General features: G+C 73.4%; 16 protein-coding genes. 2 read left to right on the top strand and 14 right to left on the bottom strand.

Translation table 11 applies throughout. The annotated features are described in order from the left end of the window. Positions 1–2 precede the first annotated feature (2 nt). The 14 genes from FHX71_RS09545 to soxR form a co-directional block, all read right to left on the bottom strand. Complete coding sequence (locus FHX71_RS09545) at positions 3–587, bottom strand: PH-like domain-containing protein (RefSeq protein WP_182615705.1); 585 nt, start codon at positions 585–587, stop codon at positions 3–5. Further along, on the bottom strand, positions 584–1945 hold the full coding sequence (locus FHX71_RS09540) for a dihydroorotase (RefSeq protein WP_182615703.1): 1362 nt from the start codon (positions 1943–1945) through the stop codon (positions 584–586). The genes FHX71_RS09545 and FHX71_RS09540 overlap by 4 nt, the downstream gene beginning before the upstream one ends. Then, entirely contained in the window at positions 1942–2973 is a 1032-nt protein-coding gene (locus FHX71_RS09535; protein WP_182615701.1) for an aspartate carbamoyltransferase catalytic subunit, read from the bottom strand. Before FHX71_RS09535 ends, FHX71_RS09540 begins: the two co-directional genes overlap by 4 nt. After that, positions 2970–3611: a bifunctional pyr operon transcriptional regulator/uracil phosphoribosyltransferase PyrR gene (gene pyrR, locus FHX71_RS09530; protein WP_182615699.1), complete on the bottom strand. Its 642-nt coding sequence runs from the start codon at positions 3609–3611 to the stop codon at positions 2970–2972. Before pyrR ends, FHX71_RS09535 begins: the two co-directional genes overlap by 4 nt. A gap of 257 nt (positions 3612–3868) precedes the next feature. Beyond that, on the bottom strand, positions 3869–4279 hold the full coding sequence (locus FHX71_RS09525; RefSeq protein ID WP_312876980.1) for an ArsR/SmtB family transcription factor: 411 nt from the start codon (positions 4277–4279) through the stop codon (positions 3869–3871). Further along, positions 4273–4746, bottom strand: coding sequence for an SRPBCC domain-containing protein (locus tag FHX71_RS09520; RefSeq protein ID WP_182615697.1), 474 nt, complete (start codon positions 4744–4746; stop codon positions 4273–4275). Before FHX71_RS09520 ends, FHX71_RS09525 begins: the two co-directional genes overlap by 7 nt. 101 nt (positions 4747–4847) lie before the next feature. Continuing rightward, a complete protein-coding gene (locus FHX71_RS09515) occupies positions 4848–6065 on the bottom strand; it encodes an MFS transporter (RefSeq protein WP_182615695.1) in 1218 nt (405 codons plus the stop codon). A 93-nt stretch (positions 6066–6158) separates the two neighbouring features. After that, complete coding sequence (gene nusB / locus FHX71_RS09510; protein WP_182615693.1) at positions 6159–6575, bottom strand: transcription antitermination factor NusB; 417 nt, start codon at positions 6573–6575, stop codon at positions 6159–6161. A 125-nt stretch (positions 6576–6700) separates the two neighbouring features. After that, positions 6701–7264: an elongation factor P gene (gene efp, locus FHX71_RS09505; RefSeq protein ID WP_182615691.1), complete on the bottom strand. Its 564-nt coding sequence runs from the start codon at positions 7262–7264 to the stop codon at positions 6701–6703. A 114-nt stretch (positions 7265–7378) separates the two neighbouring features. Beyond that, the gene (locus tag FHX71_RS09500) at positions 7379–7969 is read right to left on the bottom strand and encodes a hypothetical protein (protein WP_312876979.1); all 591 of its coding nucleotides are present in this window, start codon (positions 7967–7969) and stop codon (positions 7379–7381) included. A gap of 79 nt (positions 7970–8048) precedes the next feature. Then, on the bottom strand, positions 8049–8849 hold the full coding sequence (locus FHX71_RS09495) for a hypothetical protein (RefSeq protein ID WP_246402440.1): 801 nt from the start codon (positions 8847–8849) through the stop codon (positions 8049–8051). 173 nt (positions 8850–9022) lie between these two features. Next, positions 9023–9496, bottom strand: a complete 474-nt coding sequence (locus FHX71_RS09490; protein ID WP_182615689.1) for a type II 3-dehydroquinate dehydratase — start codon at positions 9494–9496, stop codon at positions 9023–9025. A gap of 43 nt (positions 9497–9539) precedes the next feature. Beyond that, a complete protein-coding gene (locus FHX71_RS09485) occupies positions 9540–10157 on the bottom strand; it encodes a hypothetical protein (RefSeq protein ID WP_182615687.1) in 618 nt (205 codons plus the stop codon). A gap of 182 nt (positions 10158–10339) precedes the next feature. Further along, positions 10340–10828, bottom strand: coding sequence for a redox-sensitive transcriptional activator SoxR (gene soxR, locus FHX71_RS09480; protein WP_182615685.1), 489 nt, complete (start codon positions 10826–10828; stop codon positions 10340–10342). Between the two features lie 110 nt (positions 10829–10938). On the opposite strand from soxR, the gene FHX71_RS09475 reads away from it, so the two are divergent. Together FHX71_RS09475 and FHX71_RS09470 are read left to right on the top strand one after the other, a co-directional pair. Continuing rightward, the gene (locus FHX71_RS09475; protein WP_182615683.1) at positions 10939–12039 is read left to right on the top strand and encodes an alcohol dehydrogenase catalytic domain-containing protein; all 1101 of its coding nucleotides are present in this window, start codon (positions 10939–10941) and stop codon (positions 12037–12039) included. Next, a complete protein-coding gene (locus FHX71_RS09470; RefSeq protein WP_182615681.1) occupies positions 12036–13616 on the top strand; it encodes an MFS transporter in 1581 nt (526 codons plus the stop codon). The genes FHX71_RS09475 and FHX71_RS09470 overlap by 4 nt, the downstream gene beginning before the upstream one ends. Positions 13617–13738: the final 122 nt, after the last annotated feature.

Raw genomic sequence — 13738 nt, 5'->3', positions numbered from 1 at the left:
GGTCACCGGGCCTCCTGCTGGTGCGGGTACTGCTGGTGCGGGTACTGCTGTTCGGGGTGCTGCTGGGTCTGCTGGGTCGCGGCGAGCAGGTGGTGGACGGCGTCGACGAGGGCGCCGCGGTCCTCCGCCCGCCGGGTGCGCAGGCCGGTGTCGACCAGGGCGGGCGCGACGCCGTCGGCCTCCGGGACGGCCCACGTGAGGACTACGAGCCCGTCCGTGCCGACGTACTTGCCGGCCATGCCCGGCGCGAGGCCGGCGCTGCGGATCGTCTCGACGGGGACCCAGAGGTCGTCGGCGCCGTCGCGCTCGATCAGGACGCCGCTGTCATGAACGGTGACGGCCGCGTGCGAGCGGTCGCCCAGGCCGTGCGCGCCGACGCGGGCGAGCCAGTCGCCGTGCAGCGTCGTCGAGACGTAGACGGCCTCGACGGGGCCGAAGCGCACGTCGCCGGGAGTCTGGGTGGGCAGCGGCGGCACCGGCACGACCGTGGTGGTGCGCTGCGCGAGCCGCCGTCGGCCGATGAGGGTCACGAACAGCACGAGGAAGACCGCCAGGACGACCAGCAGGGCGATGGAGAGGATCTTCATCGGGTGGCTCCTTCGAGGGTGGAGGTGCTGTCGACGGGCGCGCCGTCCAGGACGGTCGCCCGGCCCCGGAGGAACGTCGCGACCACGCGGCCCGGCAGCTCCATGCCCTGGAACGGGGTGTTGGCGCTGGCGGTGACCTGGGCGGCGCCGTCGACCGCGCGCGTGGCGGCCGGGTCGACGAGGGTCAGGTTGGCGGGCTCGCCGACGGCGATCGGCCGGCCCTGCGTGGCACTGATCCGGCCGATGCGCGCGGGGTTCTCCGAGAGCACGCGGGCGACGTCGGCCCAGGTCAGACGGCCGGTGTCGACCATGGTCTGCTGCACGACGGACAGCGCCGTCTCCAGGCCGGTCATGCCGAACGCGGCCGAGGACCACTCGCAGTCCTTGTCCTCGACCGGGTGCGGGGCGTGGTCGGTGGCGACGATGTCGATGGTGCCGTCGGCCAGGCCCTCGCGGACCGCCTCGACGTCCTTGGCGGTGCGCAGCGGCGGGTTCACCTTGAACACCGGGTCGTACTCGCGGGCCAGCTCGTCCGTGAGCACCAGGTGGTGGGGCGTGACCTCGGCGGTGACGTCGATGCCGCGGCCCTTGGCCCAGCGGATGATCTCCACCGAGCCGGCGGTGGACAGGTGGCAGACGTGCAGGCGCGAGCCGACGTGCTCGGCCAGCAGCACGTCGCGGGCGATGATCGACTCCTCGGCCACGGCGGGCCAGCCCGTCAGGCCGATCTGCGCGGAGACGACGCCCTCGTTCATCTGCGCGCCCTCGGTCAGGCGCGGCTCCTGCGCGTGCTGCGCGACGACGCCGTCGAACGCCTTGACGTACTCCAGCGCGCGGCGCATGAGCACCGGGTCGTGCACGCACTTGCCGTCGTCGGAGAAGACCCGAACGCGGGCGGCGGAGTCGGCCATCGCGCCCAGCTCGGCGAGCTTCTCGCCGCCCAGGCCCACCGTGACGGCGCCGACGGGGTGCACGTCCACCCAGCCGGCCTGCTCGCCCAGCCGGTGCACCTGCTCGACGACGCCCGCGGTGTCCTGCGTCGGCGTCGTGTTGGCCATCGCGTGCACGGCCGTGAACCCGCCCGCGGCGGCGGCCCGGGTGCCGGAGAACACCGTCTCGGCGTCCTCGCGGCCCGGCTCGCGCAGGTGGGTGTGCAGGTCGACGAGGCCGGGCAGCAGCACCAGGCCCTCGTCGCTACCGCTGTCGCCACCGACCTCGTGCGCGCCGTCGGGCACCTCGACCGTCCCCGGCGCGCCGATCGCGGCGACCACGCCGTCCGCGAGCACGACGTCGACCGGGTCCGTGCCGTAGGGACGCACCCCACGCAGGACGTAGGTCGTGGTTGAAGGGGTGCTCACAGGGCGGTCCTCTCGTCGGTGCTGGTGCTGGTCTGCTGGGTGTTCGTGCTGTCGTCGCCGGAGAGCAGCAGGTACAGCGCGGCCATCCGGACGGCGACGCCGTTGGCCACCTGCTCCACGATCACGGAGCGGGGGTGGTCGGCGGCGGCCGCCGAGATCTCCAGGCCGCGGTTCATCGGCCCGGGGTGCATCACGATCGCGTGGTCCGGCAGGACCGCGAGGCGGCGGGCGTCGAACCCGAACTTGCGGCTGTACTCCATGGGGCTCGGGAAGAACGACCCCGAACCGCCCGACATCCGCTCACGCTGCACCCGCAGCATCATGACCGCATCGGGCTGCCACTGCTCGAGCGTCTCGTCCAGGTGGTACGAGACCCGGCACGGCCAGGTCTCCACGCCCACGGGGACGAGGGTGGGCGGCGCGACCAGGGTCACCTCGGCGCCGAGGGTGTGCAGCAGGTAGACGTTCGAGCGCGCGACCCGGGAGTGCAGCACGTCGCCGACGATCGCGATGCGCAGGCCGGCCAGGTCCGCGCCGACCGAGGTGTCGACGCCTCGCCCGTCGTCGCCCACCCGGCCGACGAGGTGCCGGCGGATCGTGAACGCGTCCAGCAGCGCCTGCGTGGGGTGCTGGTGCATGCCGTCGCCCGCGTTGAGCACGCCCGCGTCGAGCCAGCCGGCGTGCGCGAGCTGGTGCGCCGCGCCGGAGGCCGAGTGGCGCACGACCACGGCGTCGGCCCCCATGGCGTGCAGCGTGAGGGCCGTGTCCTTGAGCGACTCGCCCTTGGACACGCTGGAGCCCTTGGCCGAGAAGTTGATGACGTCCGCGGACAGGCGCTTGGCCGCCGTCTCGAACGAGATGCGGGTGCGCGTGGAGTCCTCGTAGAACAGGTTCACCACGGTGCGGCCGCGCAGCGTGGGCAGCTTCTTGTTCTCGCGCGACTGCGTGGCCGCCATCTGCGCGGAGGTGTCCAGGAGCAGGATCGCGTCGTCCTTGGACAGGCCCTGGGTGGTCAGGAGGTGCTTCACCGGTCGCCCCTCTCGTGGTTGATGGGCGCTCCGCTGATGACGACGGCGTCGACTCCCCCGTCGACGTCGGCGAGCCGGACCTTGACGCGCTCGCTGCGCGAGGTGGGCAGGTTCTTGCCGACGTAGTCGGCGCGGATCGGGAGCTCGCGGTGCCCGCGGTCCACGAGGGCGGCGAGCTGCACCACCCGGGGGCGGCCCAGGTCGTTCAGGGCGTCGAGCGCGGCGCGGATGGTGCGGCCGGAGAACAGGACGTCGTCCACGAGGACGACCACCTTGTCGTCGATCGTGCCGTCCAGGCTGCCCGGCAGGACCGTCTGCCCGACGGCGCGCGTGGGCTGGCGCCGCAGGTCGTCGCGGTACATGGTCACGTCGAGCGTGCCGTGGTCGCCGCTGAAGGCGGGCTCGATCTGCGCGAGGCGCTCGGCCAGCCGCCGGGCGAGCTGCACGCCGCGCGTCGGGATGCCGAGCAGGAGCAGGTCGGCGGCGCCCTTGTTGCGCTCCACGATCTCGTGGGCGATGCGGGTGAGCGCCCGGGCGATGTCGGCCTCGCCGAGCACCGTCCGCGCGGCGTCGGTGCCGGGGCTCTCGCCGAGGGCCCCGCCGGGGGTGTCGCTCGGGGTGGATCCGGATTCGGGCATGCGGGTGCCAGGGTTCATCTGGCGACCTCCTTCTCCGCCTCACGGGACGGGATTAAAGGGAGTCTGACAGCCACCACCTTAACGCGCCGTACCTGCGCCCGACGCCGAGGCCACCGCCGCCGGAAGGGGCGTTGCTCACATCGGCGTCGGTCGTCCGACGTGTGCGCGTCCGTCCCGGCGGCGGGGGCGGTGGTCCGGCGCGGACCACGCAGGTGAGCCCGTCGTCGGCCCCGTCGCCAGCCCGAGCCGGCCGAGTGTCAGCCGCGCTCCAGGCGCTCCGCGATGCCGGCGATGCGGCCCAGGCGCGCCTCCCACGCGTCCCCGATCCGCTCCAGCCGGCGGCCCAGTGCCGTCAGCTCCGCGCCGAGCGCGCGGTACCGCCGCTCCCGGCCCACGACCCACGACTCGACGAGCCCCGCGGCCTCCAGCAAGGCGAGGTGCTTGGCGATCGCCTGCCGCGTCACGGGCAGGCGCGCGGCGAGGGCGGAGGCGGTGAGGCCGGCTCTGTCGTTGCCGTCCGCGAGGGCTGTGCTGCCGGTGGGGGCTGTGCTGCCGGCGGGGGCTGTGCTGCCGGCGAGGTCCGTGCCCGCCAGCGCCTCGAGCACGGCCCAGCGGGTCTCGTCGCCGAGCGCGGCGAACGCGGCGACCGGGGAGGGCGACGTCACCACGCGCGCGACTCGACGTACTCGACGAGCTCGTCCAGCTCGCCGTCCCAACCCTCGCGGTTGCCCTCCAGGGCGGCGCGAACGGCGTCGTCGGTGTCGCCGGTGAAGCCGGTCTCGTGGACGGTGAGGTAGGTGCCGTCGCCGTCGGGCTCCAGGGTGAAGGTGGCCTCGGTCATGCGCTCCGGCTCCTCCGCGGACTGGCCCCAGCGGTACGCGAGCACGCGGCCAGGCTCCGCCCGGGTGACCTCGAAGGCGAACCAGCCGTAGCCCTCGAAGTGCAGCCGGCCCCGCGTGCCGGCGGCGAGCGGGCCGCCGTCGTCGGTCTCGCAGCCGTCGCCGAACCAGCCGGCGACGTGCTCGGGCTCGGACAGTGCGCGCCAGACGGCGTTCGCTCCGGCGGCGACCCGCACGGTGCGCGTGACCGAGCGCGCGTCGAGGTCGACGCTGGCGCGGGGCTGGGTGGTGGTCATGGTGTCCTCCGGGTTGGGACCGACAAGCGCAACCTTTTGGTTGCACATCCACGATGCACCCGTGACGCTCGATGTGCAACCCTTCGGTTGCGTAAGTTTCGCTAGGCCCGCTGGTCCCGCAGCACCGCTGCCGCCAGGCCCGCCGCGACCACGACCAGGGCGAGCACCATCGCGACCGTCCCCGGCCAGCCCGCCAGGGCGAACGCGACCCCGCCGAGCCAGCCGAACAGGCTCGACCCCGCGTAGTAGGCCAGGTTGTAGACGGCCGCCGCCTGGGTCCGCGCCTGGGGCGCGGCGACCGGCGTCCACCCGCTGGCCACGGCGTGCGCGCCGAAGAACCCGGCGGTCAGCACGACCAGCCCCGCGAGCACGAGCGGGAGCCAGGCCGACAGCGTGGCCACCACGCCCAGCGCCATCACACCCGCCGAGACGATCAGCACCCGGCGGCGCCCGTGGCGCACCACGAGCCGCCCCGTCCGGGCCGACGACCACGTCCCGGCGAGGTAGGCGAGGAACACGAGGCTCACCACGCCGGACGAGAGGCCGACGGGGGCGTCGGTCAGGCGGAAGCCCAGGTAGTTGTAGATCGCGACGAAGCCGCCCATGAGCAGCAGCCCCTGGGCGTCCAGCACGAGCAGGCGCGGGCTGAGCAGCGCGCGGAGCCGTCCGGCACGGCCTGGCGCGGCGCCCGACGTGTCGGGGTGACCCGTCGCGCCGGGACGCGGCCCGCGGTCCCGGGGCGCCAGCCAGACGAACACCGCGGTCGCGATCAAACACGCCGCCGCGACGGCGCCCACGCCGGCGCGCCAGCCGAACAGCTCGGCGACACCGCCCGAGACCAGCCGGCCCAGCAGCCCGCCCATCGACGTCCCGGCCACGTACGTCCCGGCGGCGCGCGGCACCATCGCCGTGGCGCCCGCGTCGATCAGCATCTCCGTCAGGTACGCCATCGCGACGGCGGGCACGCCCGCGACGAACAGCCCCTCGACGGCGCGCCCTGCAACGAGCAGCTCGAACGACGGCGCGAACGGCACCGCGAGCCCGACGGCGGTGGCGCCGAGCATCGCCACGGTCATCGCGCGCACCCGGCCGACGCGGTCGGCCACCCAGGCCCAGGGCACCACGCCGACCGCCAGGCCCAGGGTCGCGGCGGAGACCAGGAGCGACGTGGCGGACGCCGACGTCGCGAGCTCGCGGGCGGCGTCGGGCAGGACGGACTGCGGCGAGTAGAGCTGCGCGAACGCAGCGGTCCCGGCGCCGAACAGGGCGACGAGCAGACGTCGCTCGTCGAACCGTCGGGCGCCGGGACCGGTGCTCACAGTGCGTGCCGGGTTGCGCCGGCTGTCATGCGTTCGCTCGCGCTGACGCGTCCGCGTGCGTCACGCCAGCCGTGTCACGCAAGCCCAGCCGTGTCACGCAAGCAGAGTCGGCTTCAGGTCCTTGACCCGGCCGAGGAGGCCGTTCACGAAGGCCGGGGAGTCGTCCGTCGACAGGTCGCCCGCGAGGTCGACCGCCTCGTCGAGCGCGACGGCGTCGGGCACGTCGTCGTTGAAGAGGACCTCCCAGGAGCCGATCCGCAGCAGCGCGCGGTCGACGGCGGGCATGCGGTCCAGGGTCCAGCCCTGGGAGTACGTCTCCAGCACCTCGTCGATGCGGTCGCGGTGCGCGACCACGCCCTCCACGATGTCGACCGTGTACTGCGGCACGGCGGCCTCGGTGTGCGGCACGGCCACACGGTCGGCGAGGAGCTTCAGCGGGTCGATGCCGCGCTGCTCCGCCTCGAAGAGGATGTCGGCGGCGCGCTTGCGCGCCTTGGTGCGTGCGCCCATGGTCTCTCTCTGCTACGAAACTCGACTGCTGAACCGGCTCGGCTGCCGAACTGGCACGACCACTGAACTGGCTCAGCTGCTGAACTGCGGTGCGGCGGACCCGGGACGGGCCCGCCGCGAGTGGATCAGTCGGAGACGCGACCGAGGTAGTCGCCCGTGCGGGTGTCGACCTTGACCTTGACGCCCTGCTCGAGGAACAGCGGGACCTGGATCTCCGCGCCCGTCTCGAGGGTCGCCGGCTTGGTGCCACCCGTGGAGCGGTCGCCCTGCAGGCCCGGCTCGGTGTAGGTGATCTCCAGGACGACGGACGCCGGCAGCTCGATGTAGAGCGGGGTGCCGTCGTTCGACGCGAGCATGACGCTCATGCCCTCGAGCATGTAGTCCTTCGCGTCGCCCACGGTCGCTGCCGACACGTTGATCTGGTCGTACGTGTCGTTGTCCATGAAGACGAAGTCCTCGCCGTCCATGTACAGGTACTGGAAGTCGCGACGGTCCACGTTGGCCGTCTCGACCTTGATGCCCGCGTTGAACGTCTTGTCGACGACCTTGCCGGAGAGGACGTTCTTCATCTTCGTCCGGACGAACGCTCCACCCTTGCCCGGCTTGACATGCTGGAACTCGATGACCGACCAGAGGTTGCCGTCGATGCGGAGCACAGTGCCGTTCTTGATGTCGTTGGAGGTAGCCACGTTCGTCTTCCTGTGTCGGGTGAAGGGTGTACCCCGGGGCACGCCGACAAGAGGCCGACGGCTGGGGTGATCAAGCGATGTGTCAAGCAGCAGCGGTCAAGTCTAACGGACCGGTCAGAGCACGAGCGCATTGAGCACGATGAGCCCGAGCAGACCGGTCGCGACCGACCAGATCAGCGACGCGAGCGTACCCACGACGAACCGCTCGGACGCGACGGGCTGGTCACGCAGCTCGGCATAGCGGCCCAGGCCCTTGATCGCGATCACGATCGCGATGCCGTACGGGTAGCCGGCCAGCAGCGAGCCCGTGATCGCCAGGCGCTCCAGCACCCCGAGCCACGCGCCGCCCCGCAGGATCGCGACGGCGTCCGGGTGCATCGTTCCGGTCGGCGACTCCTCGCCGTCGGGCACGAGGCCGCCCGAGCCCTTCTCGTTCTTCTCGCCCTTGGCAGGCTCGGCCTCGGTGCCTTCGGCGGCCTTGCCCGAGGCGCCCTCACCCGATGCGGCCTCGCCCGGCTCCACGGCCTGCGGGTAGACGGGCGGCTTGTACCGCGCCCACGGCAGGTCTCCCCGCCCCGCGCGTCGCAGCACCCAGGGCACGACCCACGAGCCCACGATCACGCTGAGCGCCAGCGTGACCAGCCAGGTCGCGGCAGCAGCGACCCACTGCCATCCGTCGAGGTAGTTCAAGGTCTCCCAGGTCACGGCGTGACGTTCCCCTCAGCTTGTCGCGTCAGCTCTTGGCGCGCTTCTTCGTGGTGCTCGGACGGGCTGGTGGTGCAGATCAGGCAGGGCCGTCGGCCGGACGGGCAGCCGGCTGGTCGGCGGACCCGGGCGCGTCGACCAGGTCCGGGCCGACCGAGCCGCTCAGCTCGGCCAGCAGCCGCACCACGACCGGGCGCACCGCTTCCTCCTCCTGCCAGAGGGCCGCACGGACCCGCTGGCTCACCGCCTGCTCGCTGACCTGCAAGGACTGGGCGACGATCCTCTGTCGTCCCGGTTTGTCCGCCAGCGAGGCGAGCGTATCGGCGACCTCCCACCCGTGGGGGGTACGGCGCGCGCGAATCGCGGCGAGCAGCCGCAGCAGCGCCTCCACCTCGGCGGCCAGGTCCGGCGGCTCGGTATCGGACGCGGTGGTGTCGGGTTCTGTGCTGCGGGGCTCGGTGTTGCCGGACTCGGTGTTGCCTGCCGCCCTCAGGTCCGGCGCGCCCGGGGGCGGGCCTTCGACCGCGATCGACGTGCCCCGGCCGCGCGTCTTGGCCCGCTCGACGGCGTCGCGGGCACGGTAGAACGCGTACCCGCGCGCCTCCCGGGAGACGCTCGGCAGCGGGCCCTCGACCGATCCCACGCCGATGCCGATGCTCCAGCCCTGGTCCCGCAGCAGATGGAGGGACAGGTCGACGGCGAGCCCTGCGCCCGCCCGGCCTGCCGCCAGGATGCCCTGCACCTCGTCGCCGACCGTGCGCTCGAACGGCACGACGACGCCGTCGCGGCCGCGCGTCAGCTCCGCGAGCTCAGCGAGGACCTCGGGAACGCGGTCGGCGGCGTAGGTGGAGCCGCGCTGGTCGACGGTCAGGACGATCATCGCTCAAGCCTAAAGGCTTTACAGGATCATCTCAAGGTTCTTGGCTTGAGTGGTACACATCAAGCCTTGGGTCTTGATGGGTCCTGCTCAAGGTCGGCTGAGGCTGCCTGATCACTCCGCAGCATCTCTCCGCAGCAGTTGAGCCGGTCGCTCCGGTCAGCCCTTCGCACCGGCTAGCCCGCCAAGCGCTCCGCGATCGCCGACAGCGCCAGCCGGTAGGAGTCGAACCCGAAACCGGCGACGGTCCCGGTCGCGATGCCGGCGACGACCGAGTAGTGCCGGAACGACTCCCGCGTCGCCGGGTTCGAGAGGTGCACCTCGACCAGCAGCAGGCCCGCGGTCGTCACCTGCGCGGCGGCGTCGCGCAGCGCGTACGAGTAGTGCGTGAACGCCGCCGGGTTGAGCACCACGTGCGCACCCGCGTCGACGGCCTCGTGCAGCCAGCCGACGATCTCCGACTCGTTGTCGGTCTGCCGCACCTCGATCGCGAGGCCCAGGTCCTCGCCCCACTTCGCGGCGGCCACCTCGAGGTCCGCCATCGACGCGTGCCCGTAGATCTCGGGCTCGCGGACACCGAGCCGGCCGAGGTTGGGACCGTTGAGCACCAGGACGCTGGGCAGTGCAGACGAGGGCAGTGCAGAAGCCATGGCCGCGAGCCTAGTGGTCAGCGGGTGGGGACGCCGCCGTATCTCAGACCTTGCCGCTGCCGCGCACGATCCGGTGCCCGCCCGTCGCCTCGGCGATCCAGCCGATCGCCTCGGGGCGCAGCTCGTCCCAGCCCCAGAAGGTGAGGCCCAGGCAGGCCAGCGCGGCGTCGTCGGCCGACCACTCGGCGACCGGCGCCGCGACGCCGCACGCGCGGCACTCCAGGTCGGCCGCGCCCCCGTCGCGCCAGGTCGCCGCCGCGTCGTAGAACCAGCGCAGCCCGTGCTCGTCGGAGCACGTGGGGCCGAACTCCTCGGGCGGCCCGAAGAACGACCTCCGCACCGAGCACCGGGGGCAGGTCACCGCCTCGACGCCGCCCTGCCCGCCGTCGTAGACCTCGCGGCCGACCGTGACCGACATGCCCCACGGCGTCTCGCCCGAGACAGTGCCCAATCCTGAGTCTGAACCTGAACCTGAACCTGCGATCGTGTCCGCCCACGCGGGGCCGGGCAGGTGGCCGACGCCGCCGAGCGCCGCGTCCGGGGACATCTCCCGCAGCAGCACCCCGCGCGCGACGAGCGTGTCCACGACACGTCGGCCCAGCTCCGGCGCGTCGGCCTCGGTCGCGTCCAGGTCGGCGACCCACTCGAAGTACGTACCCACTACTCCCCCTCGGCTCAGGCTCGGCCCACACCCGGTCGGCCGTCCTGACGCTCTCGTGTCGGCGCTTTCATCTCGGTGCTGTCGTCGCCGACGTCGTCGTTGCCGGCGTCGTCGTCCGGCCCCGCGAACGCTACCCGGGGACACCGACACGCAGGCCAGCCCGGACATGCGCCCAACCCGCGCTACGCCCCGTCCGGCTCCAGCCCCTCCACGAGCAGCGTGCGCGGGCCGGGGCCGGCCTCGGCGAGGGCGTCGTGGGGGTTGGTCAGCGCGCACCGGCGCAGCGAGAGGCAGCCGCAGCCGATGCAGTCCGTGAGGTGGTCGCGCAGGCGGGACAGCTGCTCGATCCGCGCGTCGAGGTCGTCGTGCCAGGCCTGCGAGATGCGGCGCCAGTCCTTCGCCGTCGGCGTCCGGTCGCCGGGCAGGGTGTCGAGCGCCGCGCCGATGTCGGCGAGCGGGATGCCGACCCGCTGGGACACCCGGATGAACGCGACCCGGCGGAGCGTCTCGCGCCGGTAGCGCCGCTGGTTGCCCGACGTGCGCCGGCTCGTGATCAGCCCCTTGCGCTCGTAGAAGTGCAGGGCGGACACCGCCACACCGCTCCGCGCGGCGAGGTCGCCGACAGTAAGCTCGTCACGGTCCCAGGGGACGGCGGGGTTGGGCGCTTCCATGCGTGGTGGCCTCCTAGGGCTCACAAGAATCGGTGCTGGTGTGCGTGCTGGCTCGCGGTGCTGATCTCTGGTGTTGACCTCAACTTTGGTTCAGGTTAAAGGATGGCCGCATGGACGCGATCAGACACCACTCCTTCGGACCGCCGGAGGTCCTCGTGCTCGAGCAGGTCCCGGACCCCGTTCCCGGACCTGGCGAGGTGCTCGTCGACGCCGTCGCGCACGGGGTGCACCTGCTGGACACGAGCCTCCGGCGCGGCGAGGCAGGCCCGCCGCTCCCCCTGCCCAGCCTCCCGACCGTGCCGGGCCGCGAGATCGCGGGCACCGTCGCCGCCGTCGGCCCCGGGGTCGACAGCGCGTGGGCCGGGCGGCCCGTGGCGGCCCACCTCGGCGCGGTGCCCGACGGCGGCGGGTACGCCCGGCGCGTCGTCGTCGGCGCCGAGAAGCTGCACGCCCTGCCGGACGGGCCCGACGGCGCTCCCCTGGACCCCGCCGACGCGATCACGATGATCGGCACCGGCCGGATGGCCGTCTACACCCTCGAAATCGCCGCGGTGACGGCGGACGACGTCGTCGTCGTGACGGGCGCCGCGGGCGGGCTCGGCACCCTGTTCGTCCAGGAGGCGCTGCGCTCCGGCGCGCGCGTCGTCGCGCTCGCCGGCGGACCCGCCAAGCTGCGGGTGCTGCAGGACCTCCTGGGCGACCTCGTGCGGGGCGACACGCCCGGCACGGACCGGCTGGCCCTGGTCGACTACTCCGCCGACGGCTGGCTGGACACGGCCCGAGCGGCGCTCCGTGGTTCCCCGGCGACGCTCGTGCTCGACGGCGTGGGCGGGGACCTCGGCACGGCCGCCACGAGCCTGCTGCGCGGGGCCGACGGCGGTGCGGCTGATCGCGGTGGGGCTGACGGCGACGAGACTGGCGACGACGGGACTGGCCGACTCGTCGCGTACGGCTGGGCCTCCGGGACTCCGAACCGCTACACCGCCTGGGCCGAGGACGACCAGATCGAGTCGCCGGTCGAGGTGCGCTACGCCGTCGGGCCGCAGGCGCCTCCGATGTCCGACCAGCGGCCGTGCCAGGAGCGCGCGCTGGCGCTGGCGGCGTCGGGCCGGTGGCGGGTGGCGAAGCACCGCGTGCCGTTCGCGGAGGCGGCCCGCGCGCACCGCGAGCTCGAGGAGCGTCGGACGACCGGCAAGGTGGTGCTGGTGTGACCGCGACCGTCTCTCCCGCCTCTCGCGCGCGGACGAACGCGCAGATCGATGCGGGCCCCGGCTCTCTGAGCCCCGGTGGGCAGCGCCTCGTCCTGATCGGGATGATCGCGCTCTGCTCGCTCGGGGCCTTCGAGGCCCTCGCCGTGGCGACGGCGATGCCCACGATCGCCGTCGACCTGGACGGGCTGCGGCATTACACGTTCGCCTTCGCGGTGGTCTTCGCGACGAGCGTGGTCGGCATGCTCACCGCCGGGCGCTGGTGCGACCGCACGGGGCCGACGCCGGCGATGTGGACCGGCGTGGCCCTCTTCGTGGTCGGGCTCGTGGTCGCCGGGACCGCGACCGGCATGGGCGCCCTGATCGCCGGACGCGCCGTCCAGGGTGTCGGCAGCGGGCTGTTCGGCGTCGCGCTGTACGTGCTGGTGGCGCGCGTGTTCGTCGCGGAACGTCGTCCGGCGGTGTTCTCCGCGTTCGCCGCGGCGTGGGTGGTGCCGGCGATCGTCGGGCCGGGTCTGGCCGGTCTCGTCGTGGACCACCTGGGCTGGCGCTGGGTATTCCTCGGCGCCGCGGTGCTCACCGTCCCGGCGGCGATCCTGATGCGCCCTGGGCTCACGGCGGCGCGGGGTGAGGGGCGGGTGTCGGCCGAGGGTGTCGTGTCGGACGGGGTGGTTTCGGACAGGGTGGGCCTGGACGGCACGGGTTTGGACGGCGCGGTGCTTGACGGCGAGAGCAACGGCGGACGCGACACAGATGCCGGTCCCGAAGCCGAAGCCGGAACCGGTCGAATGGTCGATACGGACGGCGGCACGCGCCCCGTTCCCGTCGGAGGCCTCGTCGGCGACCGGGCGGACGCGCGGGTTGCCGCCGCGAGTCACGGCGTCGCGAGCGACGCACCCAGGACCGGTGCTGACGACCGCGCGGATGCTCAGCCCGAACGGCCCGTGGTACAGGCGCTGCGTCTGGCCCTGTCCGTGCTGCGTGCGGGACGCGGGCTGCCGGCCGTCGTGTCGGTGCGGGCCCTGGTATCGGGGGCCTTCACGGGCGCCGAGGTGCTGCTCCCGCTGCTGCTCGTGCACGAACGGCACCTGAGCCCCGGTGGCGCCGGGCTGATCCTGACGGTGGGCGCTCTCGGCTGGTCCGGAGCGTCGTGGGTGCGGGGACGCAACCTGCTCCACCTGAGCCACGCCGGGTACGTGCGGCTGGGTGGTGGCCTGCTCGCCCTCGGGACGGTCGGCGCGGCGCTGCTGGTGCTCCCGGGCGTGCCAGCCGGCGTCGGGATGGCGTTCTGGGTGCTCTCGGGCAGCGGGATGGGCCTGGTATACCCGACGCTTTCCGTGCTCACCCTCGAGCTGGCACCGCCGCACGAGCAGGGCTCGGCCTCGTCCGCACTCCAGGTCGCCGACGCCGTCGCAGCGGCGATCGCGTCCTCCGCGACCGGCGCGCTGCTCTGGACCCTGTACGACGTCGCCGGGCTGCCCGCCTACGCCGTCGTCCTGGGCCTGACGGGGCTGCTGGCGGCGACGGCGGTCCTGCTCGCGGGGCGGACCCGGGTCGTGGGCTCGGTCCCTGCGTCCTGAGCCCCGTGCGCTGTTCCGACGCAGGGCGGGGACAGCGCACGGCACCGACCTGAGGGCTGGTGAAGGCCCAGGGCAGGTTAAGACTTAGGACAGATTGAGACCCCACGGCATCGAGGGCGCTG

Origin of the sequence: Promicromonospora sukumoe, from assembly GCF_014137995.1 — a bacterium.
In the GTDB taxonomy this organism is placed as follows: Bacteria; Actinomycetota; Actinomycetes; order Actinomycetales; family Cellulomonadaceae; genus Promicromonospora; species Promicromonospora sukumoe.
Note: the sequence above shows the minus strand (reverse complement) of the source record. Positions and strands in the feature narration are given on the sequence as shown.

What these genes read in the sequence shown, in the direction of transcription:
- FHX71_RS09475 (WP_182615683.1), top strand. Translation starts at nt 10,939, where the DNA reads ATGGACGCGATCAGACACCACTCCTTCGGACCGCCGGAGGTCCTCGTG.
- FHX71_RS09495 (WP_246402440.1), bottom strand. Translation starts at nt 8,849, where the DNA reads ATGATCGTCCTGACCGTCGACCAGCGCGGCTCCACCTACGCCGCCGAC.
- soxR (WP_182615685.1), bottom strand. Translation starts at nt 10,828, where the DNA reads ATGGAAGCGCCCAACCCCGCCGTCCCCTGGGACCGTGACGAGCTTACT.
- FHX71_RS09520 (WP_182615697.1), bottom strand. Translation starts at nt 4,746, where the DNA reads ATGACCACCACCCAGCCCCGCGCCAGCGTCGACCTCGACGCGCGCTCG.
- FHX71_RS09490 (WP_182615689.1), bottom strand. Translation starts at nt 9,496, where the DNA reads ATGGCTTCTGCACTGCCCTCGTCTGCACTGCCCAGCGTCCTGGTGCTC.
- nusB (WP_182615693.1), bottom strand. Translation starts at nt 6,575, where the DNA reads ATGGGCGCACGCACCAAGGCGCGCAAGCGCGCCGCCGACATCCTCTTC.
- pyrR (WP_182615699.1), bottom strand. Translation starts at nt 3,611, where the DNA reads ATGCCCGAATCCGGATCCACCCCGAGCGACACCCCCGGCGGGGCCCTC.
- FHX71_RS09545 (WP_182615705.1), bottom strand. Translation starts at nt 587, where the DNA reads ATGAAGATCCTCTCCATCGCCCTGCTGGTCGTCCTGGCGGTCTTCCTC.